General features: G+C 57.5%; 14 protein-coding genes and 2 pseudogenes. 8 read left to right on the top strand and 8 right to left on the bottom strand.

All coding sequences use genetic code 11. From position 1 onward, the window contains the following. Positions 1 to 356 precede the first annotated feature (356 nt). The 6 genes from puuE (at position 357) to I9H09_RS09610 (ending at position 5974) form a co-directional block, all read left to right on the top strand. A complete protein-coding gene (gene puuE, locus I9H09_RS09635; protein WP_005890724.1) occupies positions 357 to 1286 on the top strand; it encodes an allantoinase PuuE in 930 nt (309 codons plus the stop codon). Continuing rightward, complete coding sequence (gene uraD / locus I9H09_RS09630) at positions 1283 to 1813, top strand: 2-oxo-4-hydroxy-4-carboxy-5-ureidoimidazoline decarboxylase (RefSeq protein ID WP_005890721.1); 531 nt, start codon at positions 1283 to 1285, stop codon at positions 1811 to 1813. Before puuE ends, uraD begins: the two co-directional genes overlap by 4 nt. Before the next feature lie 26 nt (positions 1814 to 1839). Beyond that, the gene (gene alc, locus I9H09_RS09625) at positions 1840 to 2835 is read left to right on the top strand and encodes an allantoicase (protein WP_122346788.1); all 996 of its coding nucleotides are present in this window, start codon (positions 1840 to 1842) and stop codon (positions 2833 to 2835) included. Positions 2836 to 3027: 192 nt separating this feature from the next. After that, positions 3028 to 3540 (top strand): ureidoglycolate lyase, encoded by a 513-nt coding sequence (locus I9H09_RS09620; protein ID WP_122346789.1) that lies wholly within the window; start codon positions 3028 to 3030, stop codon positions 3538 to 3540. Positions 3541 to 3545: 5 nt separating this feature from the next. After that, positions 3546 to 4823, top strand: coding sequence for a urate hydroxylase PuuD (locus tag I9H09_RS09615; protein ID WP_122346790.1), 1278 nt, complete (start codon positions 3546 to 3548; stop codon positions 4821 to 4823). A gap of 365 nt (positions 4824 to 5188) precedes the next feature. After that, positions 5189 to 5974: an outer membrane protein OmpK gene (locus I9H09_RS09610; RefSeq protein ID WP_122346791.1), complete on the top strand. Its 786-nt coding sequence runs from the start codon at positions 5189 to 5191 to the stop codon at positions 5972 to 5974. A gap of 216 nt (positions 5975 to 6190) precedes the next feature. Here the strand turns inward: I9H09_RS09610 and I9H09_RS09605 are convergent, their stop codons facing one another. Beyond that, the gene (locus I9H09_RS09605; RefSeq protein WP_122313123.1) at positions 6191 to 7099 is read right to left on the bottom strand and encodes a DUF808 domain-containing protein; all 909 of its coding nucleotides are present in this window, start codon (positions 7097 to 7099) and stop codon (positions 6191 to 6193) included. A gap of 142 nt (positions 7100 to 7241) precedes the next feature. After that, entirely contained in the window at positions 7242 to 7748 is a 507-nt protein-coding gene (locus tag I9H09_RS09600) for an Lrp/AsnC family transcriptional regulator (protein WP_236502283.1), read from the bottom strand. Between the two features lie 187 nt (positions 7749 to 7935). Here I9H09_RS09600 and I9H09_RS09595 point away from each other — a divergent pair, with 187 nt between their 5' ends. Next, complete coding sequence (locus tag I9H09_RS09595; RefSeq protein WP_122313124.1) at positions 7936 to 8952, top strand: 1-aminocyclopropane-1-carboxylate deaminase; 1017 nt, start codon at positions 7936 to 7938, stop codon at positions 8950 to 8952. Positions 8953 to 8985: 33 nt separating this feature from the next. On the opposite strand, the pseudogene I9H09_RS09590 reads toward I9H09_RS09595, so the two are convergent. The 5 genes and pseudogenes from I9H09_RS09590 to I9H09_RS09570 form a co-directional block, all read right to left on the bottom strand. Beyond that, positions 8986 to 9159: pseudogene (locus tag I9H09_RS09590) on the bottom strand (LysR substrate-binding domain-containing protein); the annotation flags it as partial. Positions 9160 to 9329: 170 nt separating this feature from the next. After that, positions 9330 to 10034, bottom strand: a complete 705-nt coding sequence (locus tag I9H09_RS27145; RefSeq protein ID WP_371906700.1) for a methyl-accepting chemotaxis protein — start codon at positions 10032 to 10034, stop codon at positions 9330 to 9332. A gap of 201 nt (positions 10035 to 10235) precedes the next feature. Beyond that, a pseudogene (locus I9H09_RS27140) lies at positions 10236 to 11129 on the bottom strand (methyl-accepting chemotaxis protein); the annotation flags it as partial. 345 nt (positions 11130 to 11474) lie between these two features. After that, positions 11475 to 11960 carry a DUF2269 family protein gene (locus I9H09_RS09575; RefSeq protein ID WP_122346793.1) on the bottom strand — a complete coding sequence of 162 codons (486 nt, stop codon included), beginning with the start codon at positions 11958 to 11960 and terminating at the stop codon, positions 11475 to 11477. A gap of 2 nt (positions 11961 to 11962) precedes the next feature. Next, a complete protein-coding gene (locus I9H09_RS09570; RefSeq protein ID WP_122324728.1) occupies positions 11963 to 13090 on the bottom strand; it encodes a saccharopine dehydrogenase family protein in 1128 nt (375 codons plus the stop codon). A 141-nt stretch (positions 13091 to 13231) separates the two neighbouring features. On the opposite strand from I9H09_RS09570, the gene I9H09_RS09565 reads away from it, so the two are divergent. Further along, positions 13232 to 13750 (top strand): GNAT family N-acetyltransferase, encoded by a 519-nt coding sequence (locus tag I9H09_RS09565; RefSeq protein ID WP_122313125.1) that lies wholly within the window; start codon positions 13232 to 13234, stop codon positions 13748 to 13750. Positions 13751 to 13774: 24 nt separating this feature from the next. Here I9H09_RS09565 and I9H09_RS09560 read toward each other — a convergent pair whose 3' ends face one another. Continuing rightward, positions 13775 to 14644, bottom strand: coding sequence for a TauD/TfdA dioxygenase family protein (locus I9H09_RS09560; RefSeq protein WP_122324294.1), 870 nt, complete (start codon positions 14642 to 14644; stop codon positions 13775 to 13777). Between the last annotated feature and the right edge of the window lie 46 nt (positions 14645 to 14690).

Below are 14690 nucleotides of genomic sequence, written 5' to 3'. Positions count from 1 at the left end.
ATCCCGTGAGTGTGAAAAAGCGCACCAATGAAGTGCCCGGCATCGTTCAATTGCAACCGATTAAGACAGTTTTGAAAAATCCTGTACACCCAAAAATGATCAAGACGCTTTGAACACCTTCCCTCGACAACCGGGAAAAGCCGACTTCAGCGAAGCCAAGGAAAATTATCAGGTTTTTTGGTTTTAACTGACCAGTCAGGCAGGTTTCTTGCTTTAGTATCTGTCAATGATGCCGCCCTGGTGAAGAAAAGTTCAGAGTTACAACCAGCAAAACAAATTGTATACAATCTTTACCCTGCACTGCCTCGCCTGCTTCTGGCATTGCACTTGATATCACGCACATAAGGAAGCTTGCAGTGAGCGCTGACTACCCACGCGACCTGATCGGTTACGGCAGCAACCCGCCTCACCCTCGATGGCCGGGCAATGCGCGCATCGCTTTGTCTTTCGTGCTGAATTACGAGGAAGGTGGCGAGCGCAACGTCCTGCATGGCGACAAGGAATCCGAAGCCTTTCTGTCCGAGATGGTCGCTGCGCAGCCACTGCAAGGCCAGCGCAACATGAGCATGGAGTCGCTGTACGAGTACGGCAGTCGTGCTGGCGTTTGGCGCATTCTCAAGCTGTTCAGGCAGCTCGATATTCCCCTGACCATCTTCGCCGTCGCCATGGCGGCGCAGCGTCACCCGGACGTGATCCGCACGATGGTCGCTGACGGTCATGAAATCTGCAGCCACGGCTATCGCTGGATCGACTATCAGAACATGGACGAGGCCGAGGAGCGGGAACACATGCGCCAGGCGATTCAGATCCTGACCGAGATCAGCGGCGAACGTCCGCTGGGCTGGTACACCGGGCGCACCGGACCGAACACGCGGCGGCTGGTCATGGAAGAAGGCGGCTTTCTCTACGATTGCGACACCTACGACGACGACCTGCCCTACTGGGAGCCGAACAACCCAACCGGCAAAGCTCATCTGGTGATCCCCTACACGCTGGACACCAATGACATGCGCTTCACCCAGGTGCAGGGCTTCAACAATGGCGAGCAGTTTTTTCAGTATTTGAAAGACGCTTTCGATGTGCTGTATGCCGAAGGTGACGACGCGCCGAAGATGCTTTCCATCGGTTTGCATTGTCGCCTCATAGGCCGCCCCGCGCGCCTTGCCGCCCTCAAACGTTTCATCGAATACGCCAAAAGCCACGAGCAGGTCTGGTTCGCTCGACGCGTCGATATCGCACGCCACTGGCACAGTGAACATCCCTTTACTGACAAGGCGGCACTATGAACGCGTTACCGCATTTGAAACCATCGACTCTGAGCCGCGACGCATTTGTAGCAACATTCGCCGATATCTACGAGCACTCACCCTGGATTGCGCAACAGGCGTTTGACCAGGGCGCAGGCCCGGAGCTTGATCAGCTCGACACACTGCATGCACGCATGAGCGATATCCTGCTGCGTGCCACCCACGAGCAGCAACTTGCGCTGATCAATGCTCACCCGGACCTGGCAGGCAAGGCTGCCGTCCGGGGCGAGCTGACTCAGGCGAGTACCGATGAGCAGGCGGGTGCAGGGATCCACCTATGCACGCCTGAAGAGTTTCAGCGTTTTACCGAGCTGAACGAAGCTTACAAGGCGCGCTTCGGCTTTCCGTTCATCATGGCGGTCAAGGGCAGCGACAGACACAGGATTCTCGCGGCGTTCGAGCAACGCATCCACCACTCGCCCGAGGCCGAGTTCGCTTGTGCCTTGGCCGAGATCAACAAGATCGCACTGTTTCGTCTACAGGCGCTTCAAGCGTCGCAGTCATAACCGTATTCAGAAGGCAGACAAAAAGCATGAAAGTTTACGCCGCACCTTTCGAGAAGTTCGTGAACCTGGCCGACGCACGCCTGGGCACAAAGATCCTGTCGGTCACCGATGACTGGTTCGCTGATGCCAATCGACTGTTCCAGCCAACTCCCGCGGTCTGGAAAGAAGGTGTGTTCGACGACAACGGCAAATGGATGGATGGTTGGGAATCGCGTCGCAAGCGTTTCGAAGGCTATGACAGCGCGGTGATTCGCCTAGGCGTGGCAGGCGCGATAAAAGGCGTGGACATCGACACCTCGTTCTTCACCGGAAACTTCCCGCCTTCGGCTTCGCTGGAAGCGTGTTTTCTAGCCGCTGGCGAACCGGACGAAAACACTGCGTGGACCGAAGTGCTGCCGTCGGTAGAGCTGCAAGGCAACAGCCACCACTATCACGAGATCAGTCATGATCAGCCATTCAGCCATTTGCGCTTCAACATCTACCCTGATGGTGGCGTAGCGCGCCTGCGGGTGTACGGGGTGCCGCATCGCGACTGGTCGAAAGTCAGCGAAGACGAACAGATCGACCTGGTTGCCGCGCTCAATGGCGGCCGTTCAATTGCCTGCTCGGACGAGCATTACGGCAGCATGAGCAACATCCTCAACCCGGGCCGTGGCGTGAATATGGGCGACGGCTGGGAAACCGCACGCCGTCGTACACCGGGCAACGACTGGGTCATCGTGGCGCTAGGGCATCAGGGCGAAGTCGAAAAAGTCATCGTCGACACCCTGCACTTCAAGGGCAACTACCCGGACAGCTGCTCGATTCAGGGCGCCCTGGTCAAGGGTGGCACCGACAACCACATAGAAACCCAGAGCCTGTTCTGGCGCGAACTGCTGCCAAGCCAGAAGCTGACCATGCACGCCGAGCACGAGTTCGCCGAGCAGATCAAAGCCATCGGCCCGATCACCCACATCCGCCTGAACGTATTCCCGGACGGCGGTGTTAGCAGGCTGCGGGTGCTGGGCAAGGTGTCCAGATAAAACGCAACGGGAGGCAGCAACAGGCAAAAGACTATCGCTCCCGCGCTCTGCGTGGGAATGCAGTTCTGGACGCTCTGCGCCCGATCCAGGATGTGTGGTTGTACTTAGAGTCGAGACGCCGGGCATTGGCACGATAGCCATGAGTATGAACATGCAAATGACTAACTCCGAAACCATTAAAGAAGAATCCGCATGCGCAAACTGACAATCGAGCCACTGACCAAGGAAGCCTTTGCGCCATTCGGTGATGTCATCGAAACCGACGGCAGCGATCACTTCATGATCAACAACGGTTCGACCATGCGCTTTCATCGTCTGGCCGAGGTTGAGACGGCGCAACCGGATGACAAAGCGATCATCAGCATTTTCCGCGCCCAGGCGCTGCAGATGCCGTTGACCATCGGCATGCTGGAGCGCCACCCATTGGGCAGCCAGGCGTTCATCCCGCTGCTAGGCAAGCCCTTTCTGATCGTGGTCGCGCCGGTTGGCGACGCGCCTGAGCCAGAGCTGACGCGCGCCTTCGTCACAAACGGCAGACAGGGTATCAATTACCATCGAGGCGTCTGGCACCATCCGGTACTGACGATCGAAAAACAGGATGACTTTCTGGTGATTGATCGCAGTGGCTCCGGCAACAACTGCGACGAACATTACTTTGTCGAGAGCCAGCGGCTGGTGCTCGACCCAAACCCGCTGGAAGGGTAAGAATCGTGCTGGCACATCTGATGGAATGGCTGAACCTGGGCGTGCGCTGGATTCACATGATTGTGGGTGTCGCCTGGATCGGCGCATCGTTCTACTTCGTCTGGCTCGAGAACAACCTCAATCGCAGCAACCCTCGCGACGGGCTGTCGGGCGACCTGTGGGCGATCCACGGCGGCGGCATCTATCACCTGGAAAAATACAAGCTTGCGCCACCGACCATGCCGGAGAACCTGCACTGGTTCAAATGGGAAGCCTATTCAACCTGGCTGTCGGGGGTTGCACTGCTGTGTGTGGTGTTTTACGCCAACCCGACACTGTACCTGCTGGCACCGGGCAGCAGCCTGAGCGATGCCGAAGGCGTGCATATCGGTCTGGGTTCGTTGTTCGTTGGCTGGTTTATCTACAGTTTTCTGTGCGACTCGCCACTGGGCAAACGCCCCGCGCTGCTGGGCGTAGTGCTGTTTGTGCTGCTGGTCGCGGCAGCCTACGGTTTCAGCAAGATATTCAGCGGCCGTGGTGCCTATCTGCACGTGGGAGCGATCATGGGAACCATCATGGTCGGTAACGTGTTTCGCATCATCATGCCGGCGCAACGCGCATTGGTGGCCGCCATTGCCGAGAACCGCACCCCGGACCCAAGCCTGCCGGCCAAGGGCCTACTGCGCTCGCGGCACAATAATTACTTCACCCTGCCGGTGCTGTTCATCATGATCAGCAACCATTTTCCAAGTACCTATGGCAGTCAGTACAACTGGCTGATCCTGGCCGGTATCGCGCTGCTGGCTGTGCTGGTGCGGCACTATTTCAATACACGGCATGACAGTCACCGATTCGCCTGGACCCTGCCGGTCGCCGCGCTAGGCATGCTTTGCCTGGCGTATGTCACAGGCCCCGAACAACCGCCCGCGAAGATCGTCTACCAGCCGCTGCCGGGTACCGCCGTGGGCGGTCACCGGGCCGACGAGAAGCCTGCAGAACCGGTGGCTCCGGCCGTCCAGGCAGAACCTGCCAAGGTTGCCGATGCGGATTTCACCAAGGTGCATGAGGTAATCCAGCAACGCTGCTCGGTCTGCCACTCGGCCAACCCCACCAGCCAACTATTCAGCGTCGCCCCGGCAGGGGTAATGTTCGATACGCCCGAGCAGATCCAGCAACAGGCACCCCGCATCAAGGCGCAAGCGATTACCGCGCCCATCATGCCGCTGGGCAATATCACTCAGATGACCCAGCAGGAGCGTGATCTGGTAGGTGCATGGATCGATCAGGGCGCACACATCAACTGACCCAACCAGGCGTTTGCCCTGTTTTCGCTCCAGGCGCCCTGCCCTGGAGCACTTGAGCTGGGTGATGCGAGTCAGTATCCTCCGCCGCCGCTGCGAAACTGCACCTTCACCTGCCCTTACATTGAATGTGCCCGGACAGCCAACTGGCTGACTGAGCACTCAGGGCCCTGTCGGCTTGAAAAACCACTTAAAACCGACACTCTCAGCATCGGTCTGGAGATTAGTTGAATTTTTTCATGGTTTGGCGCAGCTCTTGCTAACAACATAAAACTGACCAGACAGACAAATTATCGCTCCACCAGACAAGGCGTCACTTACAGAACGCCAGTCTGCAAAATCATGATCCATATCAAGGGACCCACCGCATGAACCGTACGTTTTCCAGCGTGTTACTGGCCAGCAGTCTGCTGTCCGCCGCACCCGTCATGGCAGGGGATACCTTCCAGTGGCAGAGCAATAGCCTCACCTATCTCAATGGACGAGACTTTGCTGTGAATCCGGAAAATCAGCAGACTTTCACATTCGAGCATGCGGACAGCTGGAAATACGGCGATAACTTCTTCTTCGTCGACAAGATCTTCTACAACGGCAAGAAAGACGCAACGGCTGGCGATAACACTTACTACGGCGAGTTCTCGCCACGGCTGTCGCTGGGCAAGATCTTTGGTCAGAAGTTTGAATTCGGGCCGATCAGCGATGTGTTGATCGCTGCAACTTACGAGTTTGGTGAAGGCGATAACGAGTCGTACCTTATCGGTCCGGCCTTTGACTTGAAAATCCCGGGCTTCGACTACTTCCAGCTGAACTTCTACCAGCGCCAGACCGAAGGCAATCGGCCGGGTGACGGCGTATGGCAGATTACTCCAGTCTGGTCCTACACCATTCCCGTCGGTAAATCGGACGTGCTGATCGACGGGTTCATGGACTGGGTGGTGGACAATGACAAGACCTCACGTGGCACTTACCACTCCAACCTGCACTTCAACCCGCAGATCAAGTATGACCTCGGCAAAGCACTGAACTACCCGGAACGCCAGCTCTATGTCGGTATCGAGTACGACTACTGGACCAACAAATACGGCATCAAGGATACAAGCTCCTTTGATACCGATCAGAACACCGCGAGCTTACTGGTGAAAGTGTTTTTCTAAGTAAGTGACCGAGTCATACATACCTCTTGAGATACGCGTAGAACGGGCATCTGCCAGGAGGGCGGGCGTAGGAGCTTCAGGAGTTTACGACGGCTGCGATGGGCTGCGAAGCGGCCCTGAAAACAGTTTTACTGCCGGTTCCCGGCAGATCGCGGACAAGCGATGCATCGCCCGGTCCGCGCCCACAACCTGCCTCTGTCACGACGCCCCTTACGGTTACTCCCTCGCCGCTTTCCAGAGCTTGCCGATCAGTGTCACGACCAACACCAGCACCGCACCGGCAATAATCCCTGCGACAGCATCGATCAGCGTCGGAACAACCATCGACAGACCGCCTACAGCACCCTCCGCCGCTTCCGTCACGCCTTCGACCCAATGGTGAACGAACGGCAGGCCGTGAACCAGAATCCCGCCACCGACCATGAACATGGCCGCAGTACCGACGATCGACAACACCTTCATCAGCACCGGTGCCAGCCATAACAAGGCACCGCCGACCTTCTGCGCAGCCACGCTTGCGGTCTTTTTCAGGTACAGACCCAAGTCGTCAAGCTTGACGATACCGGCCACCAGGCCATAAACCCCGACGGTAATCAATACCGCAACAATCACCAGCACGCCGACCTGGTCCATGAACGGACGGGCCGAGACAACGCCCAATGCCAGCACGATGATTTCTGCCGAAAGAATGAAGTCAGTGCGAATCGCACCCTTGATGCGCTCCTTCTCGAACGCGACCATGTCCACTGATCCATCTGTAGCCGCTTGCTTGCGTTGGTCGTGCTCTTCACCGGTTTCAGGATGCAGCCATTTATGGGCAATCTTTTCGAAACCTTCGAAACACAGAAACGCGCCACCGATCATCAGCAGCGGCAGAATCGCCCAGGGCGCGAAGGCGCTGATCAACAACGCGGCTGGCACCAGAATCGCCTTGTTGAGCAATGAACCTTTGGCGACCGCCCACACCACCGGCAGCTCACGGTCCGCCGTCACGCCGGTGACTTGCTGGGCATTGAGGGCCAAGTCATCGCCCAGCACGCCTGCGGTCTTTTTGGTGGCCAATGCCACGTCATCCAGCAGGGTCGCAATATCGTCAAGCAGGGTAAGCAAGCTTCCAGCAGCCAAAATGAAAATCCTTGAGCAAATAAAAAGAAACGGCTTTATTGAATCACGCACCGGCGTCAATCGTGTTGCATCAACCAACTCTGACCCTTGTCAGACGCGAACGTTTGACGCTGACAATGCCAGGCCAGACACTCCCGGTCTGTCAAATCGGCAAATGCGTGGTCGACAACACCTGACGCAGGCCCATGAACGAACGGATCTGCCTGACGCCCGGCAAGTACAGCAACTGTTCGGCATGTAGGCGGTTGAAACTCTGGCTGTCTTTAGTGCGCAGCAGCATGAAGTAGTCGAACTCGCCGGTGACCACATGAAACTCCATGCAGCCGGAGACTTTCTGCGCTGCTGCTTCAAATTGTGCAAACGAGTCCGGCGTGGAGCGATCCAGCACTACGCCGATCAGCACCACCATGCCTGCATCAAGTACATCGCCATTGAGCAGCGCGACAACACCTTTGATGACCCTCGCCTCCTTCAACCGTTCGACACGCCGCAAGCAGGCTGGCGGGCTCAGCTTGACCTTCTCGGCAAGTGCGACATTGGAAATCGAGGCGTCACGCTGCAGCGTCTTCAGGATAGCGCGGTCGATCCTGTCCAGCAGCGGCGCCATAACGGCACCGGACTTCCTGGCACTTTCATTTATTGCTTTCATTATTTATTTCACAGAATAAAAACAGGTTTGCTGGCAAAGACACTAACCATAATTTTGCAGATATACAATTCTTTGCAACCACGATTACCGGGGGATTTTCTATGATGGGAGCCATGCCAAGCACACCGTTCAAACCTCGAACCTCAAAACTTCGATGCCTGGATCAACTCATCAACGGAGACCCGACATGAACCTCAGCAAGTTCAAACGCTACCCTCTGACTTTCGGCCCTTCACCCATTACCCCTCTGAAACGCTTGAGCGAGCACCTGGGTGGCAAGGTCGAGTTGTATGCCAAGCGTGAAGACTGCAACAGCGGCCTGGCATTTGGCGGCAACAAGACCCGCAAGCTGGAATACCTGGTGCCTGAAGCCATCGAAGGTGGGTACGACACGCTGGTGTCCATAGGCGGCATCCAGTCCAATCAGACTCGTCAGGTGGCGGCTGTCGCGGCGCATCTGGGCATGAAATGCGTGCTGGTGCAGGAGAACTGGGTCAATTATTCCGATGCGCTGTATGACCGGGTCGGCAATATCGAAATGTCGCGCATCATGGGCGCCGATGTGCGCCTGGACTCGGCCGGCTTCGACATCGGCATCCGCCCGAGCTGGGAAAAAGCCATGACCGACGTGGTTGAAAGCGGCGGCAAACCGTTTCCGATCCCCGCTGGTTGCTCCGAGCATCCCTACGGCGGGCTGGGTTTTGTGCGCTTTGCCGATGAAGTGCGTCAGCAGGAAGAAGAACTGGGCTTCAAGTTCGACTATATCGTGGTCTGCTCGGTGACCGGCAGCACCCATGCAGGCATGCTGGTCGGTTTCGCTGCCGATGGCCGTGCGCAGCGAGTCATCGGTATCGATGCCTCGGCCAAGCCGGACAAAACCCGCGAACAAATCCTGCGCATTGCTCAAAACACCGCGAAGCTGGTCGAGCTTGGCCGTGAAATCACCGCCGAAGACGTGGTGCTCGACACCCGCTACGCCTACCCCGAATACGGCCTGCCCAACGAAGGCACCCTGCAAGCCATACGCCTCTGCGCCAGACTCGAAGGCGTACTGACAGATCCGGTCTACGAAGGCAAATCCATGCACGGCATGATCGACATGGTGCGCAACGGCGAATTCCCCGAAGGCTCGAAAGTGCTCTACGCACACCTCGGCGGCGTCCCGGCGCTGAATGCGTATAGCTTTTTGTTCAAGGACGGTTGAGGCGCACTCGCGCCCAGCTTAAACCCGAAAATGCGATCGCAGAAACACGATTTCATGCTCGGCGATATCGGGGAGGTCATTGAGCAGCCGCATGGCATCGCTGACCGCGCCTCGATCAATGAGGCTGATCGCCAGCCCCGCCTCGACGCATGCCTTGATCGCCTGATTGGACGGGCTTTCAAGTACCACACGGGCCTTGCGGCCATTCTGGTCCGCCGGTGACGATGCTCTGGGCGTGGGCGATTTTCGGTGAGCCGCTGTCCTGACAGATAGCCGGAGGCATGGCGGTTTCGGGGTTTGGGGGGTGGATGGTTGCGCGGGCAGAAGCCCGGCAGAGTGCCTCGTGACGGCGTCACGAGGCACTCTGTTTTGGAAGGTTAAATCCTGAAGCGCGCAACCATGCTCTGCAGATCGCTGCCCAGGCGGGCCAGTTCGACTGTCGAAGCTGCGCTCTGCTCGGTCGCAGAGGCCGACTGATCGGCGATGTCGCGAACACTCAATACGCTGCGGTTGATTTCGTCCGTCACCGAGCTTTGTTGCTCGGCGGCAGCGGAAATCTGTTGGCTCATCTGTTCAATAGTACTGATTGACTGGTTGATCTCCACCAGTGCCTGTTCAGCCTGGCGGGCCAGAACCACAGTACCTTCGGTGCGTTGCAGGCTGGCGTCCATCAGGCCCGAAGCGGCGCCGGTGCCTTGTTGCAAGGTCAGGATCAGCGCTTCGATTTCAGTGGTCGAGTTCTGAGTACGCTGGGCCAGCGAGCGAACTTCGTCGGCCACTACCGCAAAACCACGGCCCTGTTCACCGGCACGTGCAGCCTCGATGGCCGCGTTGAGTGCCAGCAGGTTGGTCTGTTCGGCGACAGCTTTGATCACGTCGATGACACTGCCGATCTTGCCACTGTCTTCAGTCAGACGCTGCATGGCCTCACCGAGCTGCTTCACTTCACCGGCCAGCTGACCGATTTCACGTGTGGCGTGCTGCACCACACTGCTTCCGTGGGCCGCACGCTCGCTGGCTTGCTTGGCCGCCCGCGAAGCATCTTCGGTATTGCGCGCCACTTCCTGCACGGTGGAAGCCATCTGGTTCATGGCGGTCGCCACCTGATCCACTTCGGTCTTCTGCAAGGAAACACCGGCACTGGTCTGCTCACTGACGGCAGACAACTCCTCGGCCGCTGTAGCAATTTGAGTTACACCGTTGCCGATACCACCGATCAGACTGCGCAGGGAAACGGTCATGTGCTGCATGGTGTTCTGCAACAGGCCCAGTTCGTCCTGACGGGTCGTGCTGATGTCATGAGTCAGATCACCGTCGGCGATACGACGCGCGGCGATGACTGTGTCATTCAATGGCGCGGTGATCTGGCGGGTGATCACGAATGCAGCAAAAATGCCGATCAGCAGCACGACCACCGCCACACTCAACAGCTGCATGACAGCAGTGTCCTGCTCTTTTTTGGCACTGATTACCTGCTGGGTCGCCAAATCGTCTGCACGAGCAGCGGTCGCAACAGACTGCTGTTGCAAATTGCCCCGTATCTGGTCGGTCTGCTGAAGCATTTCCGAGATCGAAGTCATCAGCACTTTGTATTGTTTCAATGCAGCCAGCGCAGCATCTACCGAGGCATTCGCCTCGACAGGCAACTGGCTGCGGGCGGCACCCACCTGAGCGATCAACGCGTCAGCCGCGTTATAAGTGGCCTGACGATTATCAGCAGAAGGGATACTCAGGTAGCGACGAAATACCAGACGGAAGTTAGTCATGCCATTGCGCAAGTCGCCAGCGATCTTGACCTGTTTGATGCCGGTTTCATCCGGCACACGCAAGGTGTCGTCAATGGTCTTGTTCAGCAGGTTCTCGAAAGTGGCACTGACATCATCGGACACTTTGATGATCGGTTTCAGCGCATCATCGACTTTCTGGTTGATGCTGACCAACTGTTCGAACGTCTGCTTCAGCCCGCCGACTTGCTCCTTGATGCCTCGCAGTTTTTCCAGGTTGCTCGACACCACAAATACCCGCAGCCCATCATCGACGCTGCGATTCAGCGTATCCAGTGCGCTTGAGTAAGTCTGCACACCCGCTGGGCTAGGGCCTGTCGCGTAGGCTTGTGCAGCGATACGCGCGCTCAAAACGTCAGCCTTGATCTCGGCGACCTTGCTACTTTTGCCCATGCGTTCGATCAACAGGTTAGTGCTGGAGTAACCGATGGCCGTCACCGTCAATACACCCAGCAAAATAGCCGCGAAGCCCAGCCCGAGCTTCTTGCTGACTTTCAAGTTGTCCAACCATTTTGCGCTCATTACGTGTGTGCCTTTGATTTTTCGTGATTCCTGTGAATCGGCGCAACGCAGGTTAACTTGATAGCTTTATTGAGATTGATTAATCAGACAACTGCAGACAGGTGCCGTGCACACCCCGTATTCAGGGCCGCTACCGGCCTCATTAAGATTTATTTATCTGACCTGAAACACATGTTTCAGATGACCGGTGGCAGGGAGACATACGCCCGGACCGCTTCAAATTTGCAGCAAACGCATGAACGTCATTTTGCTCACCATCATTAATACAATCACGAACATGCCTGAAAAACCGGCGATGCCGAGCCAGAACCATAGACGGTAAAGCGCTTGAAACTGATCATTGATGAGTGCGTCTGCCTTGACAGCGTCCTCGGCCATTCGCTGAAGACGATGTTGCAGAATCAGCACGGGTAACCACAGCATGCCTACGCAGACAAAAATGATCAGGGACGTAATGATCCAGTCAGTCAAAAGCGACATGCCCGCCAGACGGGCCATCGCATAGCCGGTGATGATCTGAACAAAACCTGCCGGTGTGGTAATCCACGCGTCGAAGCGCACCACCGTTCTGGCAACATGAGCAATGACCACCGGATTACCACTCCTGCTCGCCGCAATCAGATAGAGGTAGGAGCCCATGCCAAAGCCGAACAGGAAAATCGCCGCGATGACGTGCAGGTATTTCAGGCCGATATAAAGCAACGTCAGACCCCCGCAGGCTCAAAATGCACATCGAGGCAAATGTTTGACGGCTCATTGATCGCCGTCAGGTACTCGTCAACGCTGACCTCCCCGACACAGGCACGCGCCCCTGGCTGCGGACGATAGCCAGCTGCCATTTTTATACTCAGGGCGACGGCGGCGCAGCTGGGGATTTCGGGGCCTTTGTCATTGAGAGCGGTCAATTGCGCACGCATCTGCAGCGGTCGACCGTCTAGCCCCTCTCCGTCGACATCGATATACATGGCGCTTTTTCGATCACCCAAGTGTTCGAAGCGGGTCCCCCAGCGGTGCAAGCGCACCGCCCACGGCGCAGGGTCGCGGACCAGTCCAAGACGAACGGCCAACGCCAGCAACCAGGTCGCAATCACACCAGATTTGAGCCCCGAACCCGCCTTGAAACTCAGGTTCTGCGCCGCATAACGCGTGGCAAAGACATCGATATCCGGCGCATCGACATTGGCCAGCAAGCGAGTGCCCATGCCAGGCAAGCGCCGCAGGGTCAAATCCATCCAGCCGGACACCTCATGCACCTGGCCAGCCTTGAGCTGCCTGATGGGCTTGCCGGCGTAGGCCAGCACGCCAAGCACGGTGGAAACCCCCGGCATTTTCGCTGCCGACGAGATGCCGTGTGCTATCGAATCGATGCGCAGAAAACGTTGACGATGCTGGTCAATGATTGCTGCCGAGAGCGTGGGCACCGAACTGCACCCGCTCAGCAGGCTGACCCCCGCCTCGCGAGCGGCAGTGTCGAGGGCGGAAATGCCGGAGACGAAGGTCCGGCAGTCCGACAGGTCGCAGTAATTGACCCCGGCATCGATGCAATGCTGCGCCACTGCGTAGGACTGCCCCTGAAAAGGCCCGGCCGTATGAATCACCAGATCAATGCCCAGCCGCCGAAGAGACTCGCTATTGCCAGCCTGCATGATATCGACGCACCAGCTCTGGCAGGCGTTGCCACCATGCGTCTGCAATTCGGCGAACTGCGTTGCCAGCTTGTGGCTGTCACGACCTGAAGTAACCAGCTCGATACCCGGCGTGTTCACCAGATGGTTGCAGATCAGCCTGCCGAAGTTGCCGTAGCCACCGATGACCAATACCCGAAATGCCATTTATCGTCCCTGACGTCCTGAAAATAAGATGGGCCCATGCTGCCGAGCGTCATGGCCATGGAATTTGCGTGCATTATTGATCATTGGGTGCAGGCCGGGTAAAAAACCCTGTGCCTTTTCTGATCCTTCAAGGAGCAATGGATGCTGGAGTTAAACACCGAGCGGCTTTATCTGCGAACGATGGTAGTTGCCGACTGGCCGCTGTTCCTCAGGCTGCACTCGGAACCGCAGACCATGCAATATGTGTTCGGTGAAATCGAAGAGGAACAGATCCGCAAAGGTTTCAATCACCGGCTGCCTGAGTGGGGGCCTGAGTCAGAGCACTGGCTGTGCCTGGTGGTCATTGACAGGCACAGCGGCGTGGAGCTGGGTGTCAGCGGCTTTCGCATTATGTCGCCACGGCATGCGGAAGTGGGTTACCTGTTGTTGCCTGAGCACCAGGGCAAGGGATATGGCACCGAGTCGCTGCGCGCAGTCATCGACCATGCCGCCGCCATCGGGCTCGACTCACTGGAGTCGACCGTGACCGACGGCAACATCGCCTCGTGCAAAGTGATGGATAAATGCGGTTTCACCCTGGAACGCCGCGTGCCGCATGCTTATCAGATCGGCGAGCAATGGTTCGATGATCTGATCTACGACCTGCAACTCCGGGCCTGAAAACCGGTGCCCGGCCAGCCTGCCTCACGCCGTGGGCCGGCCGCCCAGAATCGTGACCCGCTCGCCATAGCGCGAGTGTGGAAAGTAGTCCCAGACGGCATGGTGCTGGGTGCAGCGATTGTCCCAGAACACCAGCGTATTGGGTGCCCAGCGCACTCGGCAACTGAGGCTCGGTTCGCGAGCGATCAAGTCATAAAGCATGTTCAACAGGGTCCGGCTCTCATCAGCTGACAATTGCACGATGTGCGAGGTGAACCCGGAATTGACGAACAGGGTCGGTCGCCCGGTCTCTGGATGGCGGACGACTACCGGATGCTCGCTCTTGGGCAGATTGGCGGGCGGCGTGTAGCCTTTCCAGGGAATTTCGCCGTCATGAATGGCGGTCAGTTGGCCGAGAAACTGCTGCATGGCAGGCGACAGCATTTCGATCGCCAGGTGCATGTTGGCGAACAGCGTATCGCCGCCAGTGCCGATCGCGGGCGTCTCTTTGACATACAGCATCGAGCCCATCGAAGGCTCCGCATCGGCCGTACCGTCGGTGTGCCACAACTCACCGGCGACAAAACGTGACTGGGCATTGGCGCGCACCACGACCAGTTCAGCATCATCGCCGTCGATATCTTCGACCGGCAAGGCCCGCAGCGGGCCGAACAGGCGACCGAACGCTTTATGCTGCTCCACCGTCATGTGCTGATCGCGAAACACCAACACATGATTCTCGAGAAACGCCCTGCGGATTTCCGCCAGCTGTGCCTCTTGCAGCGGTTGCGACAGATCGACACCGCTGACCTCGGCACCGATGATCGGTGTCAGACGCTCCACGGTAATGCTGTGGTAAGGCGCACGCACGGCGCCGGCGATTTTCTCGATAGCCTTGAGAGCCATTTGATCCATGTTCCCTCACCTTCCTGTTATTGGCATGGCTTTTCTTCACCATGAC

It is taken from the genome of Pseudomonas tremae, assembly GCF_023278125.1.
GTDB lineage: Bacteria > Pseudomonadota > Gammaproteobacteria > Pseudomonadales > Pseudomonadaceae > Aquipseudomonas > Aquipseudomonas tremae.
This window is presented reverse-complemented; position numbering and strand designations above follow the sequence as displayed.

What these genes read in the sequence shown, in the direction of transcription:
- uraD (WP_005890721.1), top strand. Translation starts at nt 1,283, where the DNA reads ATGAACGCGTTACCGCATTTGAAACCATCGACTCTGAGCCGCGACGCA.
- alc (WP_122346788.1), top strand. Translation starts at nt 1,840, where the DNA reads ATGAAAGTTTACGCCGCACCTTTCGAGAAGTTCGTGAACCTGGCCGAC.
- I9H09_RS09620 (WP_122346789.1), top strand. Translation starts at nt 3,028, where the DNA reads ATGCGCAAACTGACAATCGAGCCACTGACCAAGGAAGCCTTTGCGCCA.
- I9H09_RS09610 (WP_122346791.1), top strand. Translation starts at nt 5,189, where the DNA reads ATGAACCGTACGTTTTCCAGCGTGTTACTGGCCAGCAGTCTGCTGTCC.
- I9H09_RS09600 (WP_236502283.1), bottom strand. Translation starts at nt 7,748, where the DNA reads ATGAAAGCAATAAATGAAAGTGCCAGGAAGTCCGGTGCCGTTATGGCG.
- I9H09_RS09595 (WP_122313124.1), top strand. Translation starts at nt 7,936, where the DNA reads ATGAACCTCAGCAAGTTCAAACGCTACCCTCTGACTTTCGGCCCTTCA.
- I9H09_RS27145 (WP_371906700.1), bottom strand. Translation starts at nt 10,034, where the DNA reads ATGGCTTCCACCGTGCAGGAAGTGGCGCGCAATACCGAAGATGCTTCG.
- I9H09_RS09570 (WP_122324728.1), bottom strand. Translation starts at nt 13,090, where the DNA reads ATGGCATTTCGGGTATTGGTCATCGGTGGCTACGGCAACTTCGGCAGG.
- I9H09_RS09565 (WP_122313125.1), top strand. Translation starts at nt 13,232, where the DNA reads ATGCTGGAGTTAAACACCGAGCGGCTTTATCTGCGAACGATGGTAGTT.
- I9H09_RS09560 (WP_122324294.1), bottom strand. Translation starts at nt 14,644, where the DNA reads ATGGATCAAATGGCTCTCAAGGCTATCGAGAAAATCGCCGGCGCCGTG.